The following is an 18,731-nucleotide window of genomic DNA, read 5'->3' as shown; positions in this document are numbered from 1 at the left end:
TTTGGGCCCGGTGAAGAGAGGGGCGCGGCGCCCAGGTTGGCCAGAGGGCGCAAGGGATCCGGGCGGCAGGACCCTCCTTTTGCCAAGGGAGGTCGCATCCGCGGCAAGAGGGGCGCCGCTGGCCAGGCCAGGCCCTGCCCCCCTCCTTTCACCGGGCCGAAAATACTCAAAGGCAACGCAGGCCGCGGGCGCGGCGCCTAGTGCGGATGCGCCAGTTGCGCGTGGGTCGGATAGGTGCCCCGCGCCAGGGCGCTGTCGTGCAGCCGTTCCGAGGGGTCGGCGCCGACGATGCGCGGCTTGCGCAGCCAGAAGAGTTTCGCCACACCGCGCCATTGCCCGACCGAGGGGGCGTGAATGTCCATCGGGAAGCGCTCGCGCCAGCCTTGCGGCAGGGGCAGGCCGCGAAACTCGGCCTGGCCCAGCATCCAGACCAGCGGCAGGTTGGCCAGCGGCCGCGCCTGCTGGAAGTCGCCCAGCTGGCCGCCCACGTCGCCATGGGTGCCGGGAAACCAGACCTGTTCCAGCCGTCCGCGCCAGTCGGGGTCGCTGTCCCACAGGACGGGCGCATAGACCTGTCGCGTCTCTTCCAGCGCCAGGGCGTGAAAGCCCGATTTCACGCAATGGGACAGGGCGTGGTTGTGGAAGGCATGTTTCACCTCGGCCAGTTTCCACAGCAAGGGCAGGCGCAGCCCGAGGCTTTTGACCGTATCGAAGGCGCCGATCATCTCGATCTCGACATGCTCATGACACTGGGCGGCATGGAAGGCGTCGATTACCACCTGATCGTGGCTGTCCTGATACAGGCGGTAGGCCTGGCGGATGTTGCGCTCGGTGGCGCGGGGCGCGCGCACCAGGCCGACGCGGTCGATCACCCCCGCCAGCGAGCGCACCGCATAGGCGCCACGCGAATAGCCGAAGAGGAAGATGCGGTCGCCGGGCCGGTAGCGCGAGGCAAGATAGCCGTAGGCGCCGCGGATCTTGCGATTGATCCCCCGCCCCAGCATCACGTCCAGCGTGTTCCCCCAGCTGTCCCATTGCACCCCGGCCTCGTAATAGACCGACAGGGCGCTGCCCGACATCTCGTTCACCAGCTTGTAGATCAGCCCGGCATTGGTTTCCTGCCCCGGCAGCAGCGAGGACATGGTGCCGTCCAGGATCACCACATGGGTGACCGGCTGGCGGGTCAGCCGCGCGGGCGCGCGGCGGCGTCGTTGCAGCCATCCGCCCGGCCAGAGCCGGGCGACCAGACGTTCAAGCGGCTGCTTCACCGTCCTTCGACGCCTCCGTCAGCAGGGACCAGACGCGCAGCGGCGTGAAGGGCATGTCGGCCCGCGCCACGCCTGCGCCCGCCAGGGCATCCATGACCGCATTGGCGGTGGCGGCCATGGATCCCACGGTGCCCGCCTCGCCGCAGCCCTTCATGCCCATGGGGTTCTGGGTCGAGGGCACCGCTTCGGTCGAGAAGCCGATCATCGGCACGTCGCCCGCGCGCGGCATGGCGTAATCCATGAAGCTGGCAGTCAGAAGCTGGCCATCCTCGTCATAGGTGACGTTTTCCATCAGCGCCTGGCCCACCCCCTGCACGACCCCGCCATGCACCTGACCTTCGGCCAGCATCGGGTTGATCAGATTGCCGAAATCATCGACCACGGTGTAGCGGTCCAGGCGCACCTGGCCGGTCTCGGGGTCGACCTCGACCTCGGCCACATGGGCGCCGTTGGGATAGGAGCGGCCCGGCAGCTTGGCTTTCTGTTCATGCACCAGAAGATCGCTACGCCCGGCCTCGCGGGCCATCTCGGCCACGTCCATCATGGTGGGCGCGGCGTTGGACCCCTTGATGCGGAAGCTTTCGTCGTCGAAGGAGACGTCGCCCGGCGCCACCTCCATCTTCTCGGCCAGGAAGGCCGCGAAGGCCTCGGTCATGGCGGCGGAAACCGCCAGGGTGGCGTTCGACTGGGTGGTCACAGAGCGCGAGCCGCCGGTGCCACCGCCCGTGGCAATACGGTCGCTGTCGCCCTGGATCACGCGGATCGCCTCCATCGGGATGCCGGTCTGGTCGGCCAGGAACCGGGCATAGACCGTTTCGTGCCCCTGCCCGTTCGACTGGGTGCCGACATAGATGTTCACCGTGTCATCCGCATTGAACTCGACCTTGGCGGTTTCCGAAGGGTCCCCCAGGATAGACTCGATGTAATAACAAAGCCCCAAGCCGCGCAGTTTGCCCGCCGCCTGCGAGGCGGCGCGCCGTTCGGCAAAGCCCACGCGGTCGGCGACATCGGCCACCGCGTCCAGCAGGCGGGGGAAATCGCCGACGTCGTAGTTTTCGCCGGTGACCGTGGCATATGGGAACTGGTCGCGCTGGATGAAGTTCTTGCGGCGCAGCTCCCACGGGTCCAGGCCCAGATCGCGGGCGGCGTAATCCATGGCGCGTTCCAGCAGATAGATCGCCTCGGGGCGGCCGGCCCCGCGATAGGCGTCCGTCTGGGTCGTGTTGGAGTAATAGCCCTCGGCCTCCAGCAGGGCGGTCTTGATGTCGTAGACCCCGGTCAGCACGCGGGCGAACAGATGGGTCTGGATCATCTGGCCGAAGTTGGAATTGTAGGCGCCCAGGTTGTAGCGGGTCTTCACATGGTAGGCGGTGATGCGGTGATCGGCATCGAAGCCAAGGGCGACCTCATGGGTCAGATCCCGCGCCCCATTGTCCGACAGCATCGACTCGGTCCGGTCGGCGGTCCAGCGCACCGGCGCGCCCAGTTCGCGCGCGGCAAAGGCGCAAAGGACGTATTCGGGATAGGTCTTGGCCTTCATGCCGAAACCGCCGCCGACGTCGGGGTGGGTCACCCGCACCTGGCCCTCGTCCAGGCCGAAGAGCCCCGCCAGTTCCTTCTTGGCGCCCCAGACCCCCTGGCCGCCGAAGCACAGATGGACCCGGTCGCCTTGCCATTCGGCGTAACAGCCGCGCGGCTCCATCGAGACGACCATGACGCGGTTGTCGGCCACCTCGGCGCGCACCACATGGGCCGAGGCCGCCAGCGCCGCCTCGACCCCCTCGGCATCGCCGATGGCATAATCGACGGCGCGGTTGCCGGGCACATGGTCGTGGACATCGGCCACATGGGGGGCCAGGAAGCCCTGTACGGGCAGGTCGTCGTAGTCCAGCTCGATCAGCTCGGCGGCGTCCTTGGCAGCCTCGGGGGTTTCGGCGACGATCAGGGCCACGGCCTCGCCCACGAAGCGCAGCTTGTCCTCGGCCAGAAGCGGGTGGCGCACATCGGCGCCCTTGGTGCCGTCGCGGTTGGGCGCCTGGGCCCCTGCCAGCCCGCCGGTCAGCCCGGCGGCGTGCAGATCGGTGGAAGAGACCACAAGGCGCACCCCCTCGACCTGGCGCGCGGCGTCGAGATCCAGCGCGGTGATCGTGCCATGGGCCACGGGCGCGCGGAAGATATGGGCAAAGAGCGCGCCTTTCGGGGCGACATCATCCACATAGCCGCCCTGGCCGGTGACGAAGCGGATGTCCTCGACCCGTTTGACCGGCTGGCTTTTCCCGAACTTTTCCATGGCGCGCTCCCCTCTGCTGGCCGCGATGGCCTTTGGCGAACACTAGCCGCTCGGCGCGCATAGTCCATCCCCGCGCCGGGGATTTCTGCCCTGCGGCATGAGGGCGCGGGAGGGGCGATGGTTCGGCGGGCTGGCCGCCTGGCCCGGGCGCTGACAAGGACGAAAGTGGCGGGAGGGGGGCGCTGCCCCCGTCGCCGGACGGCGACAAATAGATCAGGGGCGGCGGGGCCGCGACTCCCCCGGGACATTTCCGGCAATGAGAAGAGAGGGGGACGGTGCCCCGCCCGAGGCGGCCGGCCAGGGCCAGGGAGGGCGGCGCGGCGCCTGGGAAGGCTTCACCTTCCGCGCCCCTTGCGCTATCCCCTGCCTTCAGACGCATAGCCCCCGCGCCGGGGGCCGACACGACAGGGGATCAGCCCAATGGCCATGGAAAAGACCTTCGACGCCGCCGCCGCGGAACCGCGCATCGCCGCTGCCTGGGAAGAGGCGGGCGCCTTCAAGGCCGGTGCCAATGCGAAACCCGGCGCCGACACCTTCTGCGTGATGATCCCGCCGCCCAATGTGACCGGCGCGCTGCATGTGGGCCATGCCTTCAACAACACCCTTCAGGACATCCTGACCCGTTGGCACCGGATGCGCGGTTTCGACGTGCTGTGGCAGCCCGGCCAGGACCATGCGGGCATCGCCACCCAGCTTCAGGTCGAGAAGATGCTGGCCGCCCAGGGCAATGAGGGCCGCCGCGATCTGGGCCGCGAGAAGTTCCTGGAAAAGGTCTGGGAGTGGAAGGGCCAGTATGGCGGCACCATCGTCAACCAGCTGAAGCGTCTGGGGTCGAGCTGCGACTGGTCGCGCAACGCCTTCACCATGGCGGGCGCGCCGGGCGATCCGCGCGTGGGCCACGAGAACAGCCCCAATTTCCACGACGCCGTGATCAAGGTCTTCGTGGAGATGTACCAGAAGGATCTGATCTATCGCGGCAAGCGCCTGGTCAACTGGGATCCGCATTTCGAGACCGCGATTTCCGACCTCGAGGTCGAGAATATCGAGGTGGCGGGCCACATGTGGCACTTCAAGTACAAGCTGGCAGGCGGCGAGACCTACACCTACGTCGAGAAGGACGAGGATGGCACCGTCACCCTGTCCGAGGAACGCGACTATATCTCGATCGCCACCACCCGCCCCGAGACCATGCTGGGCGACGGCGCCGTGGCGGTGCACCCCGATGACGAACGCTATGCGCCCATCGTCGGCAAGATGGTCCACCTGCCCCTTTGCGACCGCCTGATCCCCATCGTCACCGATGAATACCCCGATCCCACCTTCGGCTCGGGCGCGGTGAAGATCACCGGGGCGCATGATTTCAACGACTACCAGGTGGCCAAACGCTGTGGCCTGCCCATGTACCGCCTGATGGACATGGCCGGCGCCATGCGCGCCGATGGCAACGATTACGACACCTGCGTCGCCCGTGCCCGCGAGATCGCCGCAGGTAGCGATGCCACCGAAATGGAAATCGACACGCTGAACCTGGTGCCCGAGAAGTACCGTGGCATGGACCGGTTCGAGGCCCGCAAGGCGGTGGTCGAGGACATCACCGCCGCCGGTCTGGCCGTGATGACCACGGCCGCCGACCCGCGCCTGGGCGGCAAGCGCCCCGAGGGGGAAGAGGGCGACGAGATCGTCCCCCTGGTCGAGGCCAAGCCGATCATGCAGCCCTTCGGCGACCGCTCGAAAGTGGTGATCGAGCCGATGCTGACCGACCAGTGGTTCGTCGACAGCGCCCGCATCGTCGAACCGGCGCTGGAGGCCGTGCGCTCTGGGCGCACCAAGATCATGCCCGAATCGGGCGAGAAGACCTATTACCACTGGCTGGAGAACATCGAGCCCTGGTGCATCTCGCGCCAGCTGTGGTGGGGCCACCAGATCCCGGTCTGGTACGGGATCGACATGGGCACGCTGAAAGAGGGCGGCGCGGGCGACCTGGATCTGGTCGACATGCTGACCCTCTTCGTCGATGACCACATGGTGCACATGGGCGATGTCGAGGCCTGCGGCGCGGACCTGGACGCGGTGCTCTCGACCTTCAAGGATCTGAACGCCGACCTGCCCTCGCCGCTGAGCCACGCCCGCATCGTCGAGGTGGCCGACAAGAAGGCGGCGCAGCACGCCCTGGCCGAAAGCCTGGCGGACTATACCGCCACCCAGGATCCGACCAAGCTGATCTACCCGATCTGGCGCGACCCCGATGTGCTGGACACCTGGTTCAGCTCGGGCCTGTGGCCCATTGGCACCCTGGGCTGGCCGCAGCAGACCCCGGAGCTGGCGAAATACTTCCCCACCGACGTGCTGATCACCGGCGAGGACATCCTGTTCTTCTGGGTCGCCCGCATGATGATGATGCAGCTGGCCGTCGTCGACGAGGTCCCCTTCCACACCGTCTATCTGCACCAGCTGGTGCGCGACGAGAAGGGCAAGAAGATGTCGAAGACCACCGGCAACGTCATCGACCCGCTGGAGATCATCGACGAATACGGCGCCGATGCCCTGCGCATGACCAATGCCTCGATGGCGGCCATCGGCGGTGTGCTGAAGCTGTCGGAAGAGCGCATCAAGGGCTACCGCAACTTCGGCACCAAGCTTTGGAACGCCACCCGCTTTGCCGAGATGAACGGCGTCTTCGAGGCCGGCGCTCCCTCGGCCGAGGTGCCTGCGGCCACTGCCACGGTGAACAAATGGATCATCGGCGAAACCGCGAAGATCCGCGAAACCGTGGATGCCGCGCTCGACGCCTACCGCTTCAACGAGGCGGCCCTGGGCCTTTACGCCTTCGTCTGGGGCAAGGTCTGCGACTGGTATGTCGAATTCGCCAAGCCCCTGCTGGCCGAGGGCGCGCCGGAACAGGCCGAGACGCGGGCCGTCATGGGCTGGGTCATCGACCAGTGCCTGACCATGCTGCACCCGATCATGCCCTTCATCACCGAAGAGCTGTGGTCGACCACCGCGCCGCGCGCGGGCCTGCTGGCCCATAACGACTGGCCGACCTACGGGGCCGAGCTGGTCGATCCGGCGGCGGATGCGGAAATGAACTGGACCATCGCGCTGATCGAAAGCATCCGCTCGGCCCGGGCCCAGATGCATGTGCCCGCAGGCCTTTACGTGCCGCTGGTGGTCACCGGCTTCTCGGACACTGCAAAGGCCGCCTGGGCCAGCAACGAAACGCTGATCAAGCGCCTGGCGCGCGTGGGCGAGCTGGAAGAGGTGGCCGAGTTCCCCAAGGGCACGATCACCCTGCCCGCCGAGGGCGCGACCTTCGGCCTGCCCCTGGCCGATGTGATCGACGTGGCCGAGGAAAAGGCGCGGCTGGAGAGATCGCTGCAAAAGCTGGCGAAGGAAATCGGCGGCCTTGCGGGGCGGCTGAAGAACCCCAAGTTCGCCGAAAGCGCCCCCGCCGAGGTGGTGGCCGAGACCCAGGCCAATCTGGACGCCCGCCAGGACGAGGAAGCCAAGCTGAAGGCCGCGCTGGAGCGGATGCAGGAACTGGGCTGAGGGGCGCCCCCCTCGCGCCCTGCGGCTGCGCCTCGCGGCGCGCCGCCCGGCTGAAACGACAAAGGTCCGCCCCTCGGGGCGGACCTTTTGCATTCTGGGGAATCCCTTGCGGGGCTACTCCAGCCCCGCCCCGGCCTTGGGCACATCGCTGCGGATGGCGCCGCGCCGCTGCTCGACCCGGGTCAGCCAGAGGGCGGCGGCAAGGCCTACCAGGGCCACCGCCAGCATCGCCGACAGCAGCACCGGCAGGGCATCCTCGGGCGTCAGGATCAACCCGACCAGCCCGGTCATCAGCGCCCCCGCGAACTGGATCACCGCCGAGCTGAGCCCCGAGGCCGCCCCCGCCAGATGCGGGCGCACCGCCATCACCCCGCTGGCGGCATTGGGCGAGGTCAGCCCGTTGCCCAGGCCGTTGGCGATTACCCCCGCCATCAGCACCGGCAGGCCAAGGTCGCCCGTCCCCCAGGCCAGCAGCGCACCGCCCAGCCCCGCCGCCGCCAGCGCCCGGCCCAGGATCATCAACCGGGTCAACGGCCAGTCGATCCGCCGTGCCACCTGCCCCGAGATCCAGGACCCGACGATATAGCCCGCAGTCATCAGTCCCATGTAGATCCCCAGCTGACCCGCCCCCATGCCGAAGGCCGTCGACATGGCGAGGGGCGCTGCGGCGACGAAGACATGGAAGGCGGCGACAGAGAAGCTCCAGCAGATCGCATAGCCCCAGAAGCGCGGCGAGCGCAGCAGCTCGGGCCAGGCCTGGAACTGCGCCGCGAAACCGCCGCCGCGGTTGCTGTTGGTCTCGCCCAGATCGCGCCAGCACAGGGCCAGCATCCCCGCCCCCAAGAGGGTGTAGGCGGCGAAGTTGCCGCGCCAGCCGAAGGCCTCGTCGATCAGCCCGCCAAGCGCGGGCCCCAGAAGCGGGCCCAGCCCCATGACCATGGAAACGGTCGCCATCTTCTGCGCCAGCTCGCGCGAGGCATATTGGTCGCGCAGCACCGCCCGGCTCAGCGCCACGCCCACGGCCGAGGCGGCCTGCAACAGACGCCCGACCCAGAACAGGGTCACGTCGCTGGTCAGGGTGCAGATCAGCGAGCCCAGGGTGAAGACGGCCAGCCCGCCCAGGATCAGCGGGCGGCGACCGTAGACATCGCTCAGCGGGCCGAAGATCAGCTGCATCGCCGAGGTCATCAGCAGGTAGGCGCCGATCACCAGGCTCATGGCGCCATAGTCGACACCGAATTCCCGCGCCATGCCGGGCAGCGAGGGGACGAACATGTTGATGGTCAGAACGGCGCCGCCGGTGACGATGATCAGGGTTGCCAGATGCGGCGGGGTGCGTGCTGTCACGTCGTGCTCCTTGCTCCCCCCTGATCCATGTGGCGCCGCCGGGCTTAGCCGCGCGGCGCGCCGGTGTTGCTATCGTCGCCGTCCGTCTCGGGTTGCGGCGCCGCAGCGTCGGGATCGGCCTGGCCCACCCCCATGAAGACCATCTTCAGCGGAAAGGCCCAAAGGACCCCCAGCCCGATGTAGATCGCCAGTTCGACCAGCAGCGGCGGCCGGTCGAGCAGGTTCATCACCGTGACGCAGGCCACGATGTAAAGCGGCAGGCCGATCACCAGAATGACCAGCGTCCAGCGCCGCCGGGCCTTGTAACTCAGTGCCATGGCGCACCTCCCTCGTCTTGCGTGGCAGGGGGGCGCTGCCCCCCGTCTCCGTGCCGGAGCCTCCCCCCGGAGTATTTCCAGCCGTCGAATATAAAGGCGCGGCGCCCCTCCCATTCGGCGGCTCTAAATACTCCGGGGGAGGCGCGCCCGCAGGGCGGGACGGGGGCAGAGCCCCCTGCCCCCCTCAATCCGCGAAGGGATCGGTGACCAGGATCGTGTCGTCGCGCTCGGGGCTGGTGGACAGCAGGGCCACCGGGCATTCGATCAGCTCTTCCACGCGGCGCACGTATTTGATCGCATTGGCGGGCAGATCGGCCCAGCTGCGTGCACCCTCGGTCGATTCGCTCCAGCCCGGCATCTCTTCGTAGATGGGGGTGCAGCGGGCCTGCTGATCGCTGGCGGTCGGCAGGTAGTCCATGCGCTTGCCGTCCAGCTCGTAACCCACACAGATCTTCAGCGTCTCGAAGCCGTCCAGCACGTCGAGCTTGGTCAGGGCGATGCCGTTGACGCCGGAGACCGCGCAGGTCTGTTTCACCAGGGCCGCGTCGAACCAGCCGCAGCGGCGCTTGCGCCCCGTGACGGTGCCGAACTCATGGCCCCGCTCGCCCAGGCGCTGGCCGGTCTCGTCTTCCAGCTCGGTCGGGAAGGGGCCCTCGCCCACGCGGGTGGTATAGGCCTTCACGATCCCCAGCACGAAGTCGATCGAGCCCGGGCCGATGCCCACGCCGGTGGCCGCCTGGCCCGCGATGACGTTGGACGAGGTCACGAAGGGATAGGTGCCGAAGTCGATGTCCAGCAGGGAGCCTTGCGCGCCTTCAAAGAGGATGCGCTTGCCCGCCTTGCGCTTCTCGGTCAGCACCTTCCAGACGGGGGCGGCATATTGCAGGATCTCGGGGGCGATCTCTTCCAGCTTGGCGATCAGCGCATCGCGGTCGATCGCCTCCAGCCCCAGGCCGGCGCGCAGGGCGTTGTGGTGGGTCAGGGCGCGGTCGACGCGCGCCTCCAGCGTGGCGCGGTCGGCCAGATCGGCGACGCGGATGGCGCGACGGCCCACCTTGTCTTCATAGCAGGGGCCGATGCCGCGACCGGTGGTGCCGATCTTGGTCCCCTTGGAGGAGGCCTCTTCGCGGGCGCGGTCCAACTCGCCATGGAAGGGCAGGATCAGCGGGGTGTTTTCCGCGATCATCAGCGTTTCGGGGTCGATGGTGACGCCCTGTTCGCGGATCTTGGCGATCTCGCCCACCAGGTGCCAGGGATCCAGCACCACGCCATTGCCGATGACCGAAAGCTTGCCGCCGCGCACCACGCCCGAGGGCAGCGCGTTCAGCTTGTAGACCTCGCCGTCGATGACAAGCGTATGGCCGGCATTATGGCCGCCCTGGAAGCGGGCGATCACATCGGCGCGCTCGCTCAGCCAGTCCACGATCTTGCCTTTTCCCTCGTCACCCCACTGGGCGCCGACAACGACGACATTGGCCATCTCAGGTCCTTTCCGACTTGGCAATGTGAAAGGGCGCACGACGCGGGCCGCGCGTCCCAAACCCGCGCCGGTATAGCGCCCGGGCGGCGGGAACGGAACCCGAATCTCTGGCCTCTGCGCGGGCCGGGGTTCCCTCAGGCCGGGTTTTGCCGCGACCACGGGGCGCAACCAGGGCCTGGCGGCTGGACAGAAGGGCGCGAAACAGGCAAACCGGCGCCAATTTCCGAACCGACGCTCCGCCACCGGGCGGCTATTCTCAAGATCCGATTCAAAGGGGACATTGATGGGATTCTTCCTGCGCTGGATCGTGGCCTTCTTCCTGATCGCCGCCACCTATAATCCGACCGACTACAATTACGTCACCTGGGTGATGCAGAACTGGCCCGACTTCATGTCGGTCACCGTGCTGGCGGGGCTTCTGCTTTTCGTCGGCTACGTCATCTACCTGCGTGCCACCCTGCGCTCGATCGGGGTCTTCGGCATGGGCCTGGTGCTGGCCATCGCCGCGGCGCTGATCTGGGTGCTGTCGGATTTCGGCCTGCTGGGGCTGACCAACCGCAACTCGCTGCTCTGGCTGGGCATCGTGTCGCTGTCGCTGGTGCTGGGCATCGGCCTGTCCTGGAGCCTGATCCGCCGCCGCCTCTCGGGCCAGGTGGACATGGACGACGTCGACGACGACCTCTGAACCCCCTTTAACAACGGCGCGGCCGCCACCCCAGGGCCCGCCTTCGCCCTTCCGGGCACCCCGCCCCTCTCTTCTCGTTTGCCAGAAATATCCCGGGGGGAGTCTCGCGGCACGCGCGGCGGGGGGCAGAGCCCCCTCCTCCCTCTACCTGTCGCCCTCCGGCGACGGGGGGCAGCGCCCCCCTCCTCCCTCTACCTGTCGCCCTCCGGCGACGAGGGACAGCGCCCCCACCCTCGCCCGAGGATACCGCGACGGGGCCAGCGCAACCTCCCCGCCACAGCCTGCCCGCCCGCTCGGCGCCCGCGCCATTCGGGGTTGCGGCGCAGCCCTGTCTGGCTTAGATACCCGCCGAATGACGGCTTCGGGCCTGCGCGTTCCGCGCGCCTGCCCCTGTGCCGCAACTTGATCCAGGGGCGTCCGGCGCCCGCGACCGAAACGGGCTTTGTACATGGAAAACGTCGTCCTCATCGTCCACCTGATCCTGGCCCTGGCCCTGATCGGCGTGGTGCTGCTGCAACGTTCCGAAGGCGGCGGCCTCGGCATGGGCGGCGGCGGGGCGATGACCGGCCGGGCCGCGGCAACCGCCCTGGCCAAGGTGACCTGGATCCTGGCTGCGGCCTTCATCATCACCTCTCTGGCCCTGACCATCGTCGCGGCCGAGAAATCCGCCGGCTCTTCGGTCCTCGACCGGCTGGGCACCGCCCCTGCCCCCGTCGAGCAAGGCGCCGACACCTCCGAGACCCCGGATGCCGGTGGCCTGCTGCCGCCGCCCTCGGGCGCCTCGGGCACCGACGGGCTGACGCCCTCGGCCGACTGATCCCGGCCCGGACGGCCACCCGGCACGGGCGCTTCGGCGCCCGCCGGGAAACTGCCCCCTCCTGACCACTAGACCTTGCGGGATCAACCCCGCCAAACCCAGCATCTTGCGGGATCCTGTTGCCAGAGCCATGCGAATCTGGTAGCTCTTAAATCCCGTGATACAGCGGTCTTCGGACCGCTCTGTTTCTATTTTGCGCAGCCAAAGTCGCGTCCGCACGCCGACACTTCACGGGAGCCTCAGACATGGCGAGATATATCTTCATCACCGGCGGCGTCGTTTCGTCTCTGGGCAAGGGCCTGGCCTCGGCCGCGCTTGGCGCCCTGCTTCAGGCGCGCGGCTTCTCGGTCCGCCTGCGCAAGCTGGACCCCTATCTGAACGTCGATCCGGGCACCATGTCGCCGTTTGAGCATGGCGAGGTCTTCGTCACCGATGACGGCGCCGAGACCGACCTGGACCTGGGCCACTACGAACGCTTCACCGGCGTCGCCGCGCGGATGACCGACAGCGTGTCCTCGGGCCGTATCTACTCCGACGTGCTGGAGAAGGAACGTCGCGGCGACTACCTGGGCAAGACCATCCAGGTGGTCCCCCACGTCACCAACGAGATCAAGGACTTCCTCCATGTCGGCGAGGATGAGGTCGATTTCATGCTCTGCGAAATCGGCGGCACCGTGGGCGACATCGAGGGCCTGCCCTTCTTCGAGGCGATCCGTCAGTTCTCCCACGACCTGCCGCGCGGCCAGTGCATCTTCATGCACCTGACCCTGCTGCCCTATCTGGCAGCCAGCGGCGAGCTGAAGACCAAGCCGACCCAGCACTCGGTCAAGGAGCTGCAATCCATCGGCATTGCCCCCGATATCCTTGTCTGCCGCAGCGAACAGCCGATCCCCGAGAAGGAACGCGAGAAGATCGCGCTCTTCTGCAACGTCCACAAGGATTCGGTGGTCGCGGCCTATGACCTGAACTCGATCTACGAGGCCCCCCTGGCCTATCACCGCGAGGGGTTGGATCAGGCGGTTCTGGACGCCTTCCAGATCTCGCCCGCACCCAAGCCCGACCTGTCGGTCTGGCAGGATGTCTACGACCGCATCCACACCACCGACGGCGAGGTGAAGATCGCCATCGTCGGCAAGTACACCCAGCTGGAAGACGCCTACAAGTCGATCAAGGAGGCCCTGGTGCATGGCGGCATGGCCAACCGCATCAAGGTCAACGTGGAATGGGTCGACGCCGAGATCTTCGACCATGAGGATGCGGCGCCCCATCTGGAAGGCTTCCACGCCATCCTGGTCCCCGGCGGCTTCGGCGAGCGCGGCACCGAGGGCAAGATCAAGGCGGCCGAGTTCGCCCGCACCCGCAAGATCCCCTACCTGGGGATCTGCCTGGGGATGCAGATGGCGGTGATCGAGGCGGCCCGCAACCTGGCCCATATCGAGGCCGCGGGCTCGGAAGAGTTCGACCACGAGGCGGGCCAGAAGCGGTTCGAACCGGTGGTCTATCACCTGAAGGAATGGGTGAAGGGCAACCACGCGGTCAAGCGCAAGGTCGACGACGACAAGGGCGGCACCATGCGCCTGGGCGCCTATACCGCCGCCCTGGCAGAGGGGTCGAAAGTGGCGCAGGTCTATGGCGCGACCGAGATCGAGGAACGCCACCGCCACCGCTACGAGGTGGACATCAAGTACAAGGACCAGCTGGAAGAGTGCGGCCTGTCCTTCTCGGGCATGTCCCCCGACGGTCGCCTGCCCGAGATCGTCGAGATCAAGGACCACCCCTGGTTCATCGGCGTCCAGTTCCACCCCGAGCTGAAGTCCAAACCCTTCGCCCCGCACCCGCTGTTCGCGGATTTCGTGCGCGCCGCGAAAGAGGTCTCGCGGCTGGTGTGACCCGCCGCGACATCGGTGAAATGGCAAAGGCGTCTCCCCTGCAGGAGGCGCCTTTTGCCTTGGCCGGAAGGGCGCGCGGGAACCATTTCCGCGCCTGCGCCGTTGTCTTTGCAACAGACATGGTTTTCCAACCGCAGCCAAAGGAGAGGCCCCATGAATGCGATCATCTACATGGTCGGGCTTGTCGTCATCGTGATGGCGATCGTGCAATTCGTCGCCTGACCTGATCCCCCAGACCTGATCCCCCGGGGGCCTGCCACAGACCCCGAAAGACGAAAGGGCCGCGCCAGGATGGCGCGGCCCTTCGCATGTACGGGTCCGGGACCACGAGGGCCCCGCGCCGGACTCAGATCTTGTCGCGGCCCATGGCCAGCACGCACAGCAGCGTGATCACCGCCGCGGTCAGCACGTAGTAGCCCACATAGGCCATGCCATAGCTGGCTTGTAGCCAGGTGGCGATATAGGGCGCCAGCGAGGCGCCGACGATGCCCGCGAAGTTGAAGGCCAGGGACGAGCCGGTGTAGCGCACCCGGGTCGGGAAGGGCGCGGCCAGCACGGCGCCGATGATGCCGTAGGAAAAGCCCATCAGCGCCATCGCCAGGGTGACGAAGCCATAGACCCCCGCCAGCGACCCCGACAGCAGCGGATCCAGCAGGAACGAGAAGGCGCCGATGGCCACGGTCACCCACAGGAGCAGCCGGAACCGGCTGATCCGGTCGGCCAGCTTGCCCGCCACAGGGATGAAAATGCCGAAGATCACCGCGCCCCACAGCTGCACCCGCAGCGCCTCGGGCAGGGTCATTTCCAGCACCTTGACGTTATAGCTCAGCAGGTAGGCCGAACCGATGTAGAACAGCACGAAGGTGGCCAGGGCCACGAAGGTGCCCAGGAACAGCTCCATCTTGTGCGTGCGGAAGATCTCGACGAAGGGCACGGCGACGCGCTCTTCCTCGTCGATGGCCTTCTGGAAGGCCGGGGTTTCGGCCAGCGACAGGCGCACCCAAAGGCCGATGGCGATCAGCAGCATCGAGAAGAGGAAGGGAATCCGCCAGCCCCAGGCCAGCAGATCCTCGCGGCTCATGAAGGCCAGGAGGAGAGAGAAGAGGCCCGAGGACAGGAACAGACCCACCGGCGCGCCCAGTTGCGGGAACATGCCGTACCAGGATTTCTTGCCTTCGGGGGCGTTTTCCGTGGCGATCAGCACCGCCCCGCCCCATTCGCCGCCCAGGCCGAAGCCCTGGCCGAAGCGGCACAGCGCCAGCAGCGCCGGGGCCGCCACGCCGATCTGGGCGTGGGTGGGCAGCAGGCCGATGATGACGGTCGACACGCCCATGGTCAGCAGCGCCGCCACCAGCGTGGCCTTGCGCCCCACCCGGTCACCGAAATGGCCGAAGACCACCGCGCCCAGGGGACGGGCAAAGAAGGCGATCGAGAAGGTAGCGAAAGAGGCCAGCAGCGCGGTCGTCGCATCCTCGCCGGGGAAGAACAGATGCGGGAAGACCAGCACGGCGGCGGTGGCATAGATGTAGAAGTCGAAAAACTCGATCGTGGTCCCGATCAGGCTGGCCAGCAGAACCCGCGAGGGCTTGTTCAGCGGCGCGGCGCCGGTTGCCAGCTCGGGCGGCGGGGAGGTCGTATCTGTCATGTCAATCATCCGGTTCGTTGCGGACCGCATGGGGGCGCCTCCTCCCCGCTCCCCCAGCGGAGCCTGGCCCGTAGCGCAACAAAGATGCGGCGGAAAGGCATCTGAAGTAATTTTTAGCGCAAACATGGCGGGGTTGAGCAATGCGCATGACTGTCCCGCCGGTCAGAAGGCCCCCGGAGCGGCCCTGCGTGGCCCTGCGTGCCGTCGCGGCGCGGCTGCCAAGAAACCGTTACATTTCGGTGATCTAAGGCAGGCGATCTGCGCATGAGGCAGAGCGGGGCCCGGCGCGCGCGCCCCGCCCCTGCCTGCATCCGCTTCTGACCAGCGCCCGGGCCCTGCTATACCCCTGCTGCGTCCCATCCGAACGAAACGAGACTGACCATGCCCAAGGACCCTTCCCCTTCCCTCCCCGAGGACTTCTCCGGTGCCGAAGACTGGCTTGAAGCCGAGTTGCGCGACGAGCTGGACGAGGACTACGAGATCGAGCTGGAAGATGCCGTCCTGTCGATGAAGATCCGCGAGATCTACCGCAAGGCCCATGGCCCCTCGATCCCGCGCCCGCAGTACTTCCGCGACCTGCTGCACCTTCAGGCCGAGCTGATCAAGTTGCAGGACTGGGTGATCCACAACAAGGAAAAGGTCGTGGTGATCTTCGAGGGCCGCGACAGCGCCGGCAAGGGCGGGGTGATCAAGCGCATCCAGCAGCGCCTGAACCCGCGGGTGGTGCGCACCGTGGCCCTGCCCGCCCCCACCGAGCGCGAAAAGACCCAGTGGTATTTCCAGCGCTACGTGCCGCATCTGCCCGCCGGGGGCGAGATCGTGCTGTTCGACCGCAGCTGGTACAACCGCGCGGGCGTCGAGCGCGTCATGGGCTTTTCCACCGACGAGCAGGTGCAACAGTTCTTCGACGATGTGCCGGAATTCGAACGGATGCTGGTGCGCTCTGGGATTCGGGTGGTGAAATACTGGTTCTCGATCACCGACGAGGAGCAGCAGCTGCGCTTCCTGATGCGGATCCATGATCCGCTGAAACAATGGAAGCTGTCGCCGATGGACCTGCAAAGCCGGGTCCGCTGGGAACAGTACACCAAGGCCAAGGAAGAGATGTTCGCCCGCACCAACATCCCCGAGGCGCCCTGGTACATCGTGCCCGGCAACGACAAGAAACGCGCCCGGCTGAACTGTATCGACCACCTGCTGACGCTGTTCCCCTACGAGGATGTGCCCTCGGAAGAGGTGCAGCTGCCGGAACGGGTCTACAATTCCGACTACGAACGCGCCGTCCTGCCGCCCGAGCTTTACGTGCCGTCGAAATACTGACGCTGCGGCCCCGGGCCCAGCGCGGCCTGCCGCCCGCCTGCCCTCAGGCCAGCAGGGGCGAGATGATGCGGCCCAAGAGGCTCTTCTCGCGCCCCGCGCCCTTGCGGCGACCGCCCTTGTAGTGCAGCGCGCTGGCCATGGGGGCGACGATGGACGGGTTCAGCTTCCAGCGCCCTTCGGCCACGCCGGGCGCGCCCTCTTCCGCCTGGCGGTCCAGCCAGGCCGAAAGCCGCTCTGGGCCGATCATCTTGCGCGCCGGATCAGGCAGGTAGAACCCGGCGTTGATCCGCTGGCTGAGGGCATCCAGCTGGGCGCACATGGGTTGGAACGCCGGTGGCACCGCCTCGCGCGGGGTGGTGTTGAACCGCTCGGGTTCGGCGTTCAGGAACAGGGTCAGGGCAGAGCCCAGGTCGACGCAGATCTGCGCCGAGATCCAGCCGATCACCTCGTAGGTGTCACGCTCCCATTCGACCGCCCGCGCCATGGCGCAGACCTGGCGGTCCGTCGCGCGGCGCAGCGCCTCCAACCGCTCTTCCGCGGTGGACGCAGCCCAATCAATGCGAGCGAGGGTTGGCATCTCGCGCTCCTGAAAAAATCTGACACAGTAACAAAGGTGACTGCCGTTTTAGTAATAAGTTGGTCACAATTGTGGCCAAGCCGGGACATTCAACCCTGGGGCCTGGTGATGATGCCTCAGGTTGCACGATTTCCAAACCCCCTTCTCGAAGCCGTGAAGCGCATTGGCGGCGGCGGGGCGCTGGCCTATATTCCGCTCATGTTTGGTGATTTCCTCTCCCGCCTCACCGCGCCGCGCCCGCAACCGCTCTCCGATGGCGATGCGCGGCTGGCGCTGTCTGCCCTGCTGGTGCGCGTGGCCCGTGCCGATGGCACCTTCGACAGCGGCGAACGGCGCACCATCGGGCGCATCTTGGCGACCCGCTATAGCCTGGATGCCGCGGGGGCCGAAGCCCTGCTGCGCGACGCCGAAACCCTGGAGGGGCAAGCCCCCGACACCGTGCGCTTCACCCGGGCGATCAAGGATGCCGTGCCCTATGACAACCGCCTGGCGGTGGTCGAGGCCCTGTGGCAGGTGGTGCTGGCCGATGGCAGCCGCGACCCGGAAGAGGATGCGCTGTTGCGCCTTGTCACCTCGCTTCTGGGGATCACCGACCAGGACAGCGCCCGCGCCCGCCAGCGCGCCGGGGCCACGGCCCCTGCGGTCGGCGATCCCGACGACACCAGCGCCCGCCCCGGCCCCTGGTCCTAGGCGCCGATGTCAGCCCCCGCCGCCGTCCCGCAATCCCGGATCCCGCCCCTGGCGGTGGCCTTTCCCATGTATGAGCGCGCCGCCACCGCGCCGATCTACGATCAGCTGTGGCAGCATCTGCGCCCGGAACTGGCTGCGGCCCTGCCGGATCTGGCGGCGGATCTGCCGCAGGCGCTGTGGCGGGGCCAGGTCGATCTATTCGATCTGTGGCAGGCGCCCGACCTGCTGCTGGCGCAGACCTGCGGCCTGCCGTTTCGCGGGCCGCTGAAGGGCAAGGTGACCCTGGTGGGCACCACGGATCCGGCCCTGCCCGACACGCCGCCCGGGCATTACCGCTCGGTCATCGTGACCCGGGCCGAGGATCCGGCGCGCGCCATGGCCGATCTGGACGGGCGCCCGGCGGCGGCGAACGAGGCGGTCAGCCAGTCGGGCTGGGCCGCCCTGTGCGACCATGCCCAGGCCGCGGGCATCCGCCTTGGCCCGGTCACCTTCACCGGCGCCCATGTCCACGCGGTCGAGGCGGTGGCCGAGGGGCGCGCCGATCTGGCCTCAATCGACCTGATCACCTGGAACCTGCTGCTGTCCGAGGGCCTGCCCGCCGCCCGGGCGCTGAAAGTGATCGAGATCACCCGCCCCACCCCGGCCCATCCGATCATCACCGCCCCGGGCCGCGACCCCGCGCCCCTGGCCGCCGCCCTGTCCCGCGCCCTGGCCCAGCTGCCCGCAAGCGCGCGCCAGGCCATCGGCTTTACCCGGCTTCTGCCCCCCGACCCGGCCCAATATTTCGCCATCCCCCTGCCGCCTGCCCCGGCCTGCGACCTATTGTCGTGAAGTCACCTCTCACAAATATTGATTTCACG

Annotated in this window: 14 protein-coding genes; 7 read left to right on the top strand and 7 right to left on the bottom strand. The window is 67.6% G+C overall.

Going from position 1 to position 18,731, the window contains the following annotated elements; genetic code table 11:
• Positions 1–197: 197 nt before the first annotated feature.
• Positions 198–1,268 (bottom strand): T6SS phospholipase effector Tle1-like catalytic domain-containing protein, encoded by a 1,071-nt coding sequence (locus ACRARE_RS15845; protein WP_432657429.1) that lies wholly within the window; start codon positions 1,266–1,268, stop codon positions 198–200.
• Positions 1,252–3,558, bottom strand: coding sequence for a xanthine dehydrogenase family protein molybdopterin-binding subunit (locus ACRARE_RS15840; protein ID WP_432657428.1), 2,307 nt, complete (start codon positions 3,556–3,558; stop codon positions 1,252–1,254). Before ACRARE_RS15840 ends, ACRARE_RS15845 begins: the two co-directional genes overlap by 17 nt.
• A gap of 420 nt (positions 3,559–3,978) precedes the next feature.
• Between ACRARE_RS15840 and ACRARE_RS15835 the strand changes: the two genes are divergently transcribed.
• Positions 3,979–7,104, top strand: coding sequence for a valine--tRNA ligase (locus ACRARE_RS15835; RefSeq protein ID WP_432657427.1), 3,126 nt, complete (start codon positions 3,979–3,981; stop codon positions 7,102–7,104).
• Positions 7,105–7,218: 114 nt separating this feature from the next.
• On the opposite strand, the gene ACRARE_RS15830 is transcribed toward ACRARE_RS15835, so the two are convergent.
• From ACRARE_RS15830 to ACRARE_RS15820, 3 genes are all read right to left on the bottom strand, one after another.
• Positions 7,219–8,451, bottom strand: coding sequence for a multidrug effflux MFS transporter (locus tag ACRARE_RS15830; protein ID WP_432657426.1), 1,233 nt, complete (start codon positions 8,449–8,451; stop codon positions 7,219–7,221).
• A 44-nt stretch (positions 8,452–8,495) separates the two neighbouring features.
• Complete coding sequence (locus ACRARE_RS15825; protein WP_432657425.1) at positions 8,496–8,768, bottom strand: DUF2842 domain-containing protein; 273 nt, start codon at positions 8,766–8,768, stop codon at positions 8,496–8,498.
• Positions 8,769–8,952: 184 nt separating this feature from the next.
• On the bottom strand, positions 8,953–10,248 hold the full coding sequence (locus ACRARE_RS15820; protein WP_432657424.1) for an adenylosuccinate synthase: 1,296 nt from the start codon (positions 10,246–10,248) through the stop codon (positions 8,953–8,955).
• A 283-nt stretch (positions 10,249–10,531) separates the two neighbouring features.
• Between ACRARE_RS15820 and ACRARE_RS15815 the strand changes: the two genes are divergently transcribed.
• From ACRARE_RS15815 to pyrG, 3 genes are all read left to right on the top strand, one after another.
• Entirely contained in the window at positions 10,532–10,933 is a 402-nt protein-coding gene (locus ACRARE_RS15815) for a DUF6524 family protein (RefSeq protein ID WP_432657423.1), read from the top strand.
• A 448-nt stretch (positions 10,934–11,381) separates the two neighbouring features.
• Positions 11,382–11,750 carry a preprotein translocase subunit SecG gene (gene secG, locus ACRARE_RS15810; RefSeq protein ID WP_432657422.1) on the top strand — a complete coding sequence of 123 codons (369 nt, stop codon included), beginning with the start codon at positions 11,382–11,384 and terminating at the stop codon, positions 11,748–11,750.
• Between the two features lie 245 nt (positions 11,751–11,995).
• On the top strand, positions 11,996–13,639 hold the full coding sequence (gene pyrG, locus ACRARE_RS15805) for a CTP synthase (protein WP_432657421.1): 1,644 nt from the start codon (positions 11,996–11,998) through the stop codon (positions 13,637–13,639).
• Positions 13,640–13,985: 346 nt separating this feature from the next.
• Here pyrG and ACRARE_RS15800 read toward each other — a convergent pair whose 3' ends face one another.
• Entirely contained in the window at positions 13,986–15,284 is a 1,299-nt protein-coding gene (locus ACRARE_RS15800) for an MFS transporter (protein ID WP_432657420.1), read from the bottom strand.
• 381 nt (positions 15,285–15,665) lie between these two features.
• On the opposite strand from ACRARE_RS15800, the gene ppk2 reads away from it, so the two are divergent.
• Positions 15,666–16,604, top strand: a complete 939-nt coding sequence (ppk2, locus tag ACRARE_RS15795) for a polyphosphate kinase 2 (RefSeq protein WP_432657419.1) — start codon at positions 15,666–15,668, stop codon at positions 16,602–16,604.
• A gap of 43 nt (positions 16,605–16,647) precedes the next feature.
• Here the strand turns inward: ppk2 and ACRARE_RS15790 are convergent, their stop codons facing one another.
• Complete coding sequence (locus tag ACRARE_RS15790) at positions 16,648–17,181, bottom strand: hypothetical protein (RefSeq protein WP_432657418.1); 534 nt, start codon at positions 17,179–17,181, stop codon at positions 16,648–16,650.
• A 198-nt stretch (positions 17,182–17,379) separates the two neighbouring features.
• On the opposite strand from ACRARE_RS15790, the gene ACRARE_RS15785 reads away from it, so the two are divergent.
• Both ACRARE_RS15785 and ACRARE_RS15780 read left to right on the top strand, forming a co-directional pair.
• Positions 17,380–17,871 (top strand): tellurite resistance TerB family protein, encoded by a 492-nt coding sequence (locus ACRARE_RS15785; protein WP_432657417.1) that lies wholly within the window; start codon positions 17,380–17,382, stop codon positions 17,869–17,871.
• Positions 17,872–17,877: 6 nt separating this feature from the next.
• Complete coding sequence (locus tag ACRARE_RS15780) at positions 17,878–18,702, top strand: phosphate/phosphite/phosphonate ABC transporter substrate-binding protein (RefSeq protein WP_432657416.1); 825 nt, start codon at positions 17,878–17,880, stop codon at positions 18,700–18,702.
• Positions 18,703–18,731 lie beyond the last annotated feature (29 nt).

Origin of the sequence: Pseudooceanicola aquaeponti (assembly GCF_050897975.1) — a bacterium.
Taxonomy (GTDB): Bacteria; Pseudomonadota; Alphaproteobacteria; order Rhodobacterales; family Rhodobacteraceae; genus Pseudooceanicola.
The sequence above is the reverse complement of the archived record's forward strand: the minus strand, read 5'-3'. Positions and strand labels throughout refer to the sequence as shown.

Coding starts and splice junctions, on each gene's coding strand:
- ACRARE_RS15815 (WP_432657423.1), top strand. CDS start 10,532: ATGGGATTCTTCCTGCGCTGGATCGTGGCCTTCTTCCTGATCGCCGCC.
- ACRARE_RS15780 (WP_432657416.1), top strand. CDS start 17,878: ATGTCAGCCCCCGCCGCCGTCCCGCAATCCCGGATCCCGCCCCTGGCG.
- ACRARE_RS15825 (WP_432657425.1), bottom strand. CDS start 8,768: ATGGCACTGAGTTACAAGGCCCGGCGGCGCTGGACGCTGGTCATTCTG.
- secG (WP_432657422.1), top strand. CDS start 11,382: ATGGAAAACGTCGTCCTCATCGTCCACCTGATCCTGGCCCTGGCCCTG.
- ACRARE_RS15820 (WP_432657424.1), bottom strand. CDS start 10,248: ATGGCCAATGTCGTCGTTGTCGGCGCCCAGTGGGGTGACGAGGGAAAA.
- ACRARE_RS15840 (WP_432657428.1), bottom strand. CDS start 3,558: ATGGAAAAGTTCGGGAAAAGCCAGCCGGTCAAACGGGTCGAGGACATC.
- pyrG (WP_432657421.1), top strand. CDS start 11,996: ATGGCGAGATATATCTTCATCACCGGCGGCGTCGTTTCGTCTCTGGGC.
- ACRARE_RS15785 (WP_432657417.1), top strand. CDS start 17,380: ATGTTTGGTGATTTCCTCTCCCGCCTCACCGCGCCGCGCCCGCAACCG.
- ppk2 (WP_432657419.1), top strand. CDS start 15,666: ATGCCCAAGGACCCTTCCCCTTCCCTCCCCGAGGACTTCTCCGGTGCC.
- ACRARE_RS15835 (WP_432657427.1), top strand. CDS start 3,979: ATGGCCATGGAAAAGACCTTCGACGCCGCCGCCGCGGAACCGCGCATC.
- ACRARE_RS15790 (WP_432657418.1), bottom strand. CDS start 17,181: ATGCCAACCCTCGCTCGCATTGATTGGGCTGCGTCCACCGCGGAAGAG.
- ACRARE_RS15800 (WP_432657420.1), bottom strand. CDS start 15,284: ATGACAGATACGACCTCCCCGCCGCCCGAGCTGGCAACCGGCGCCGCG.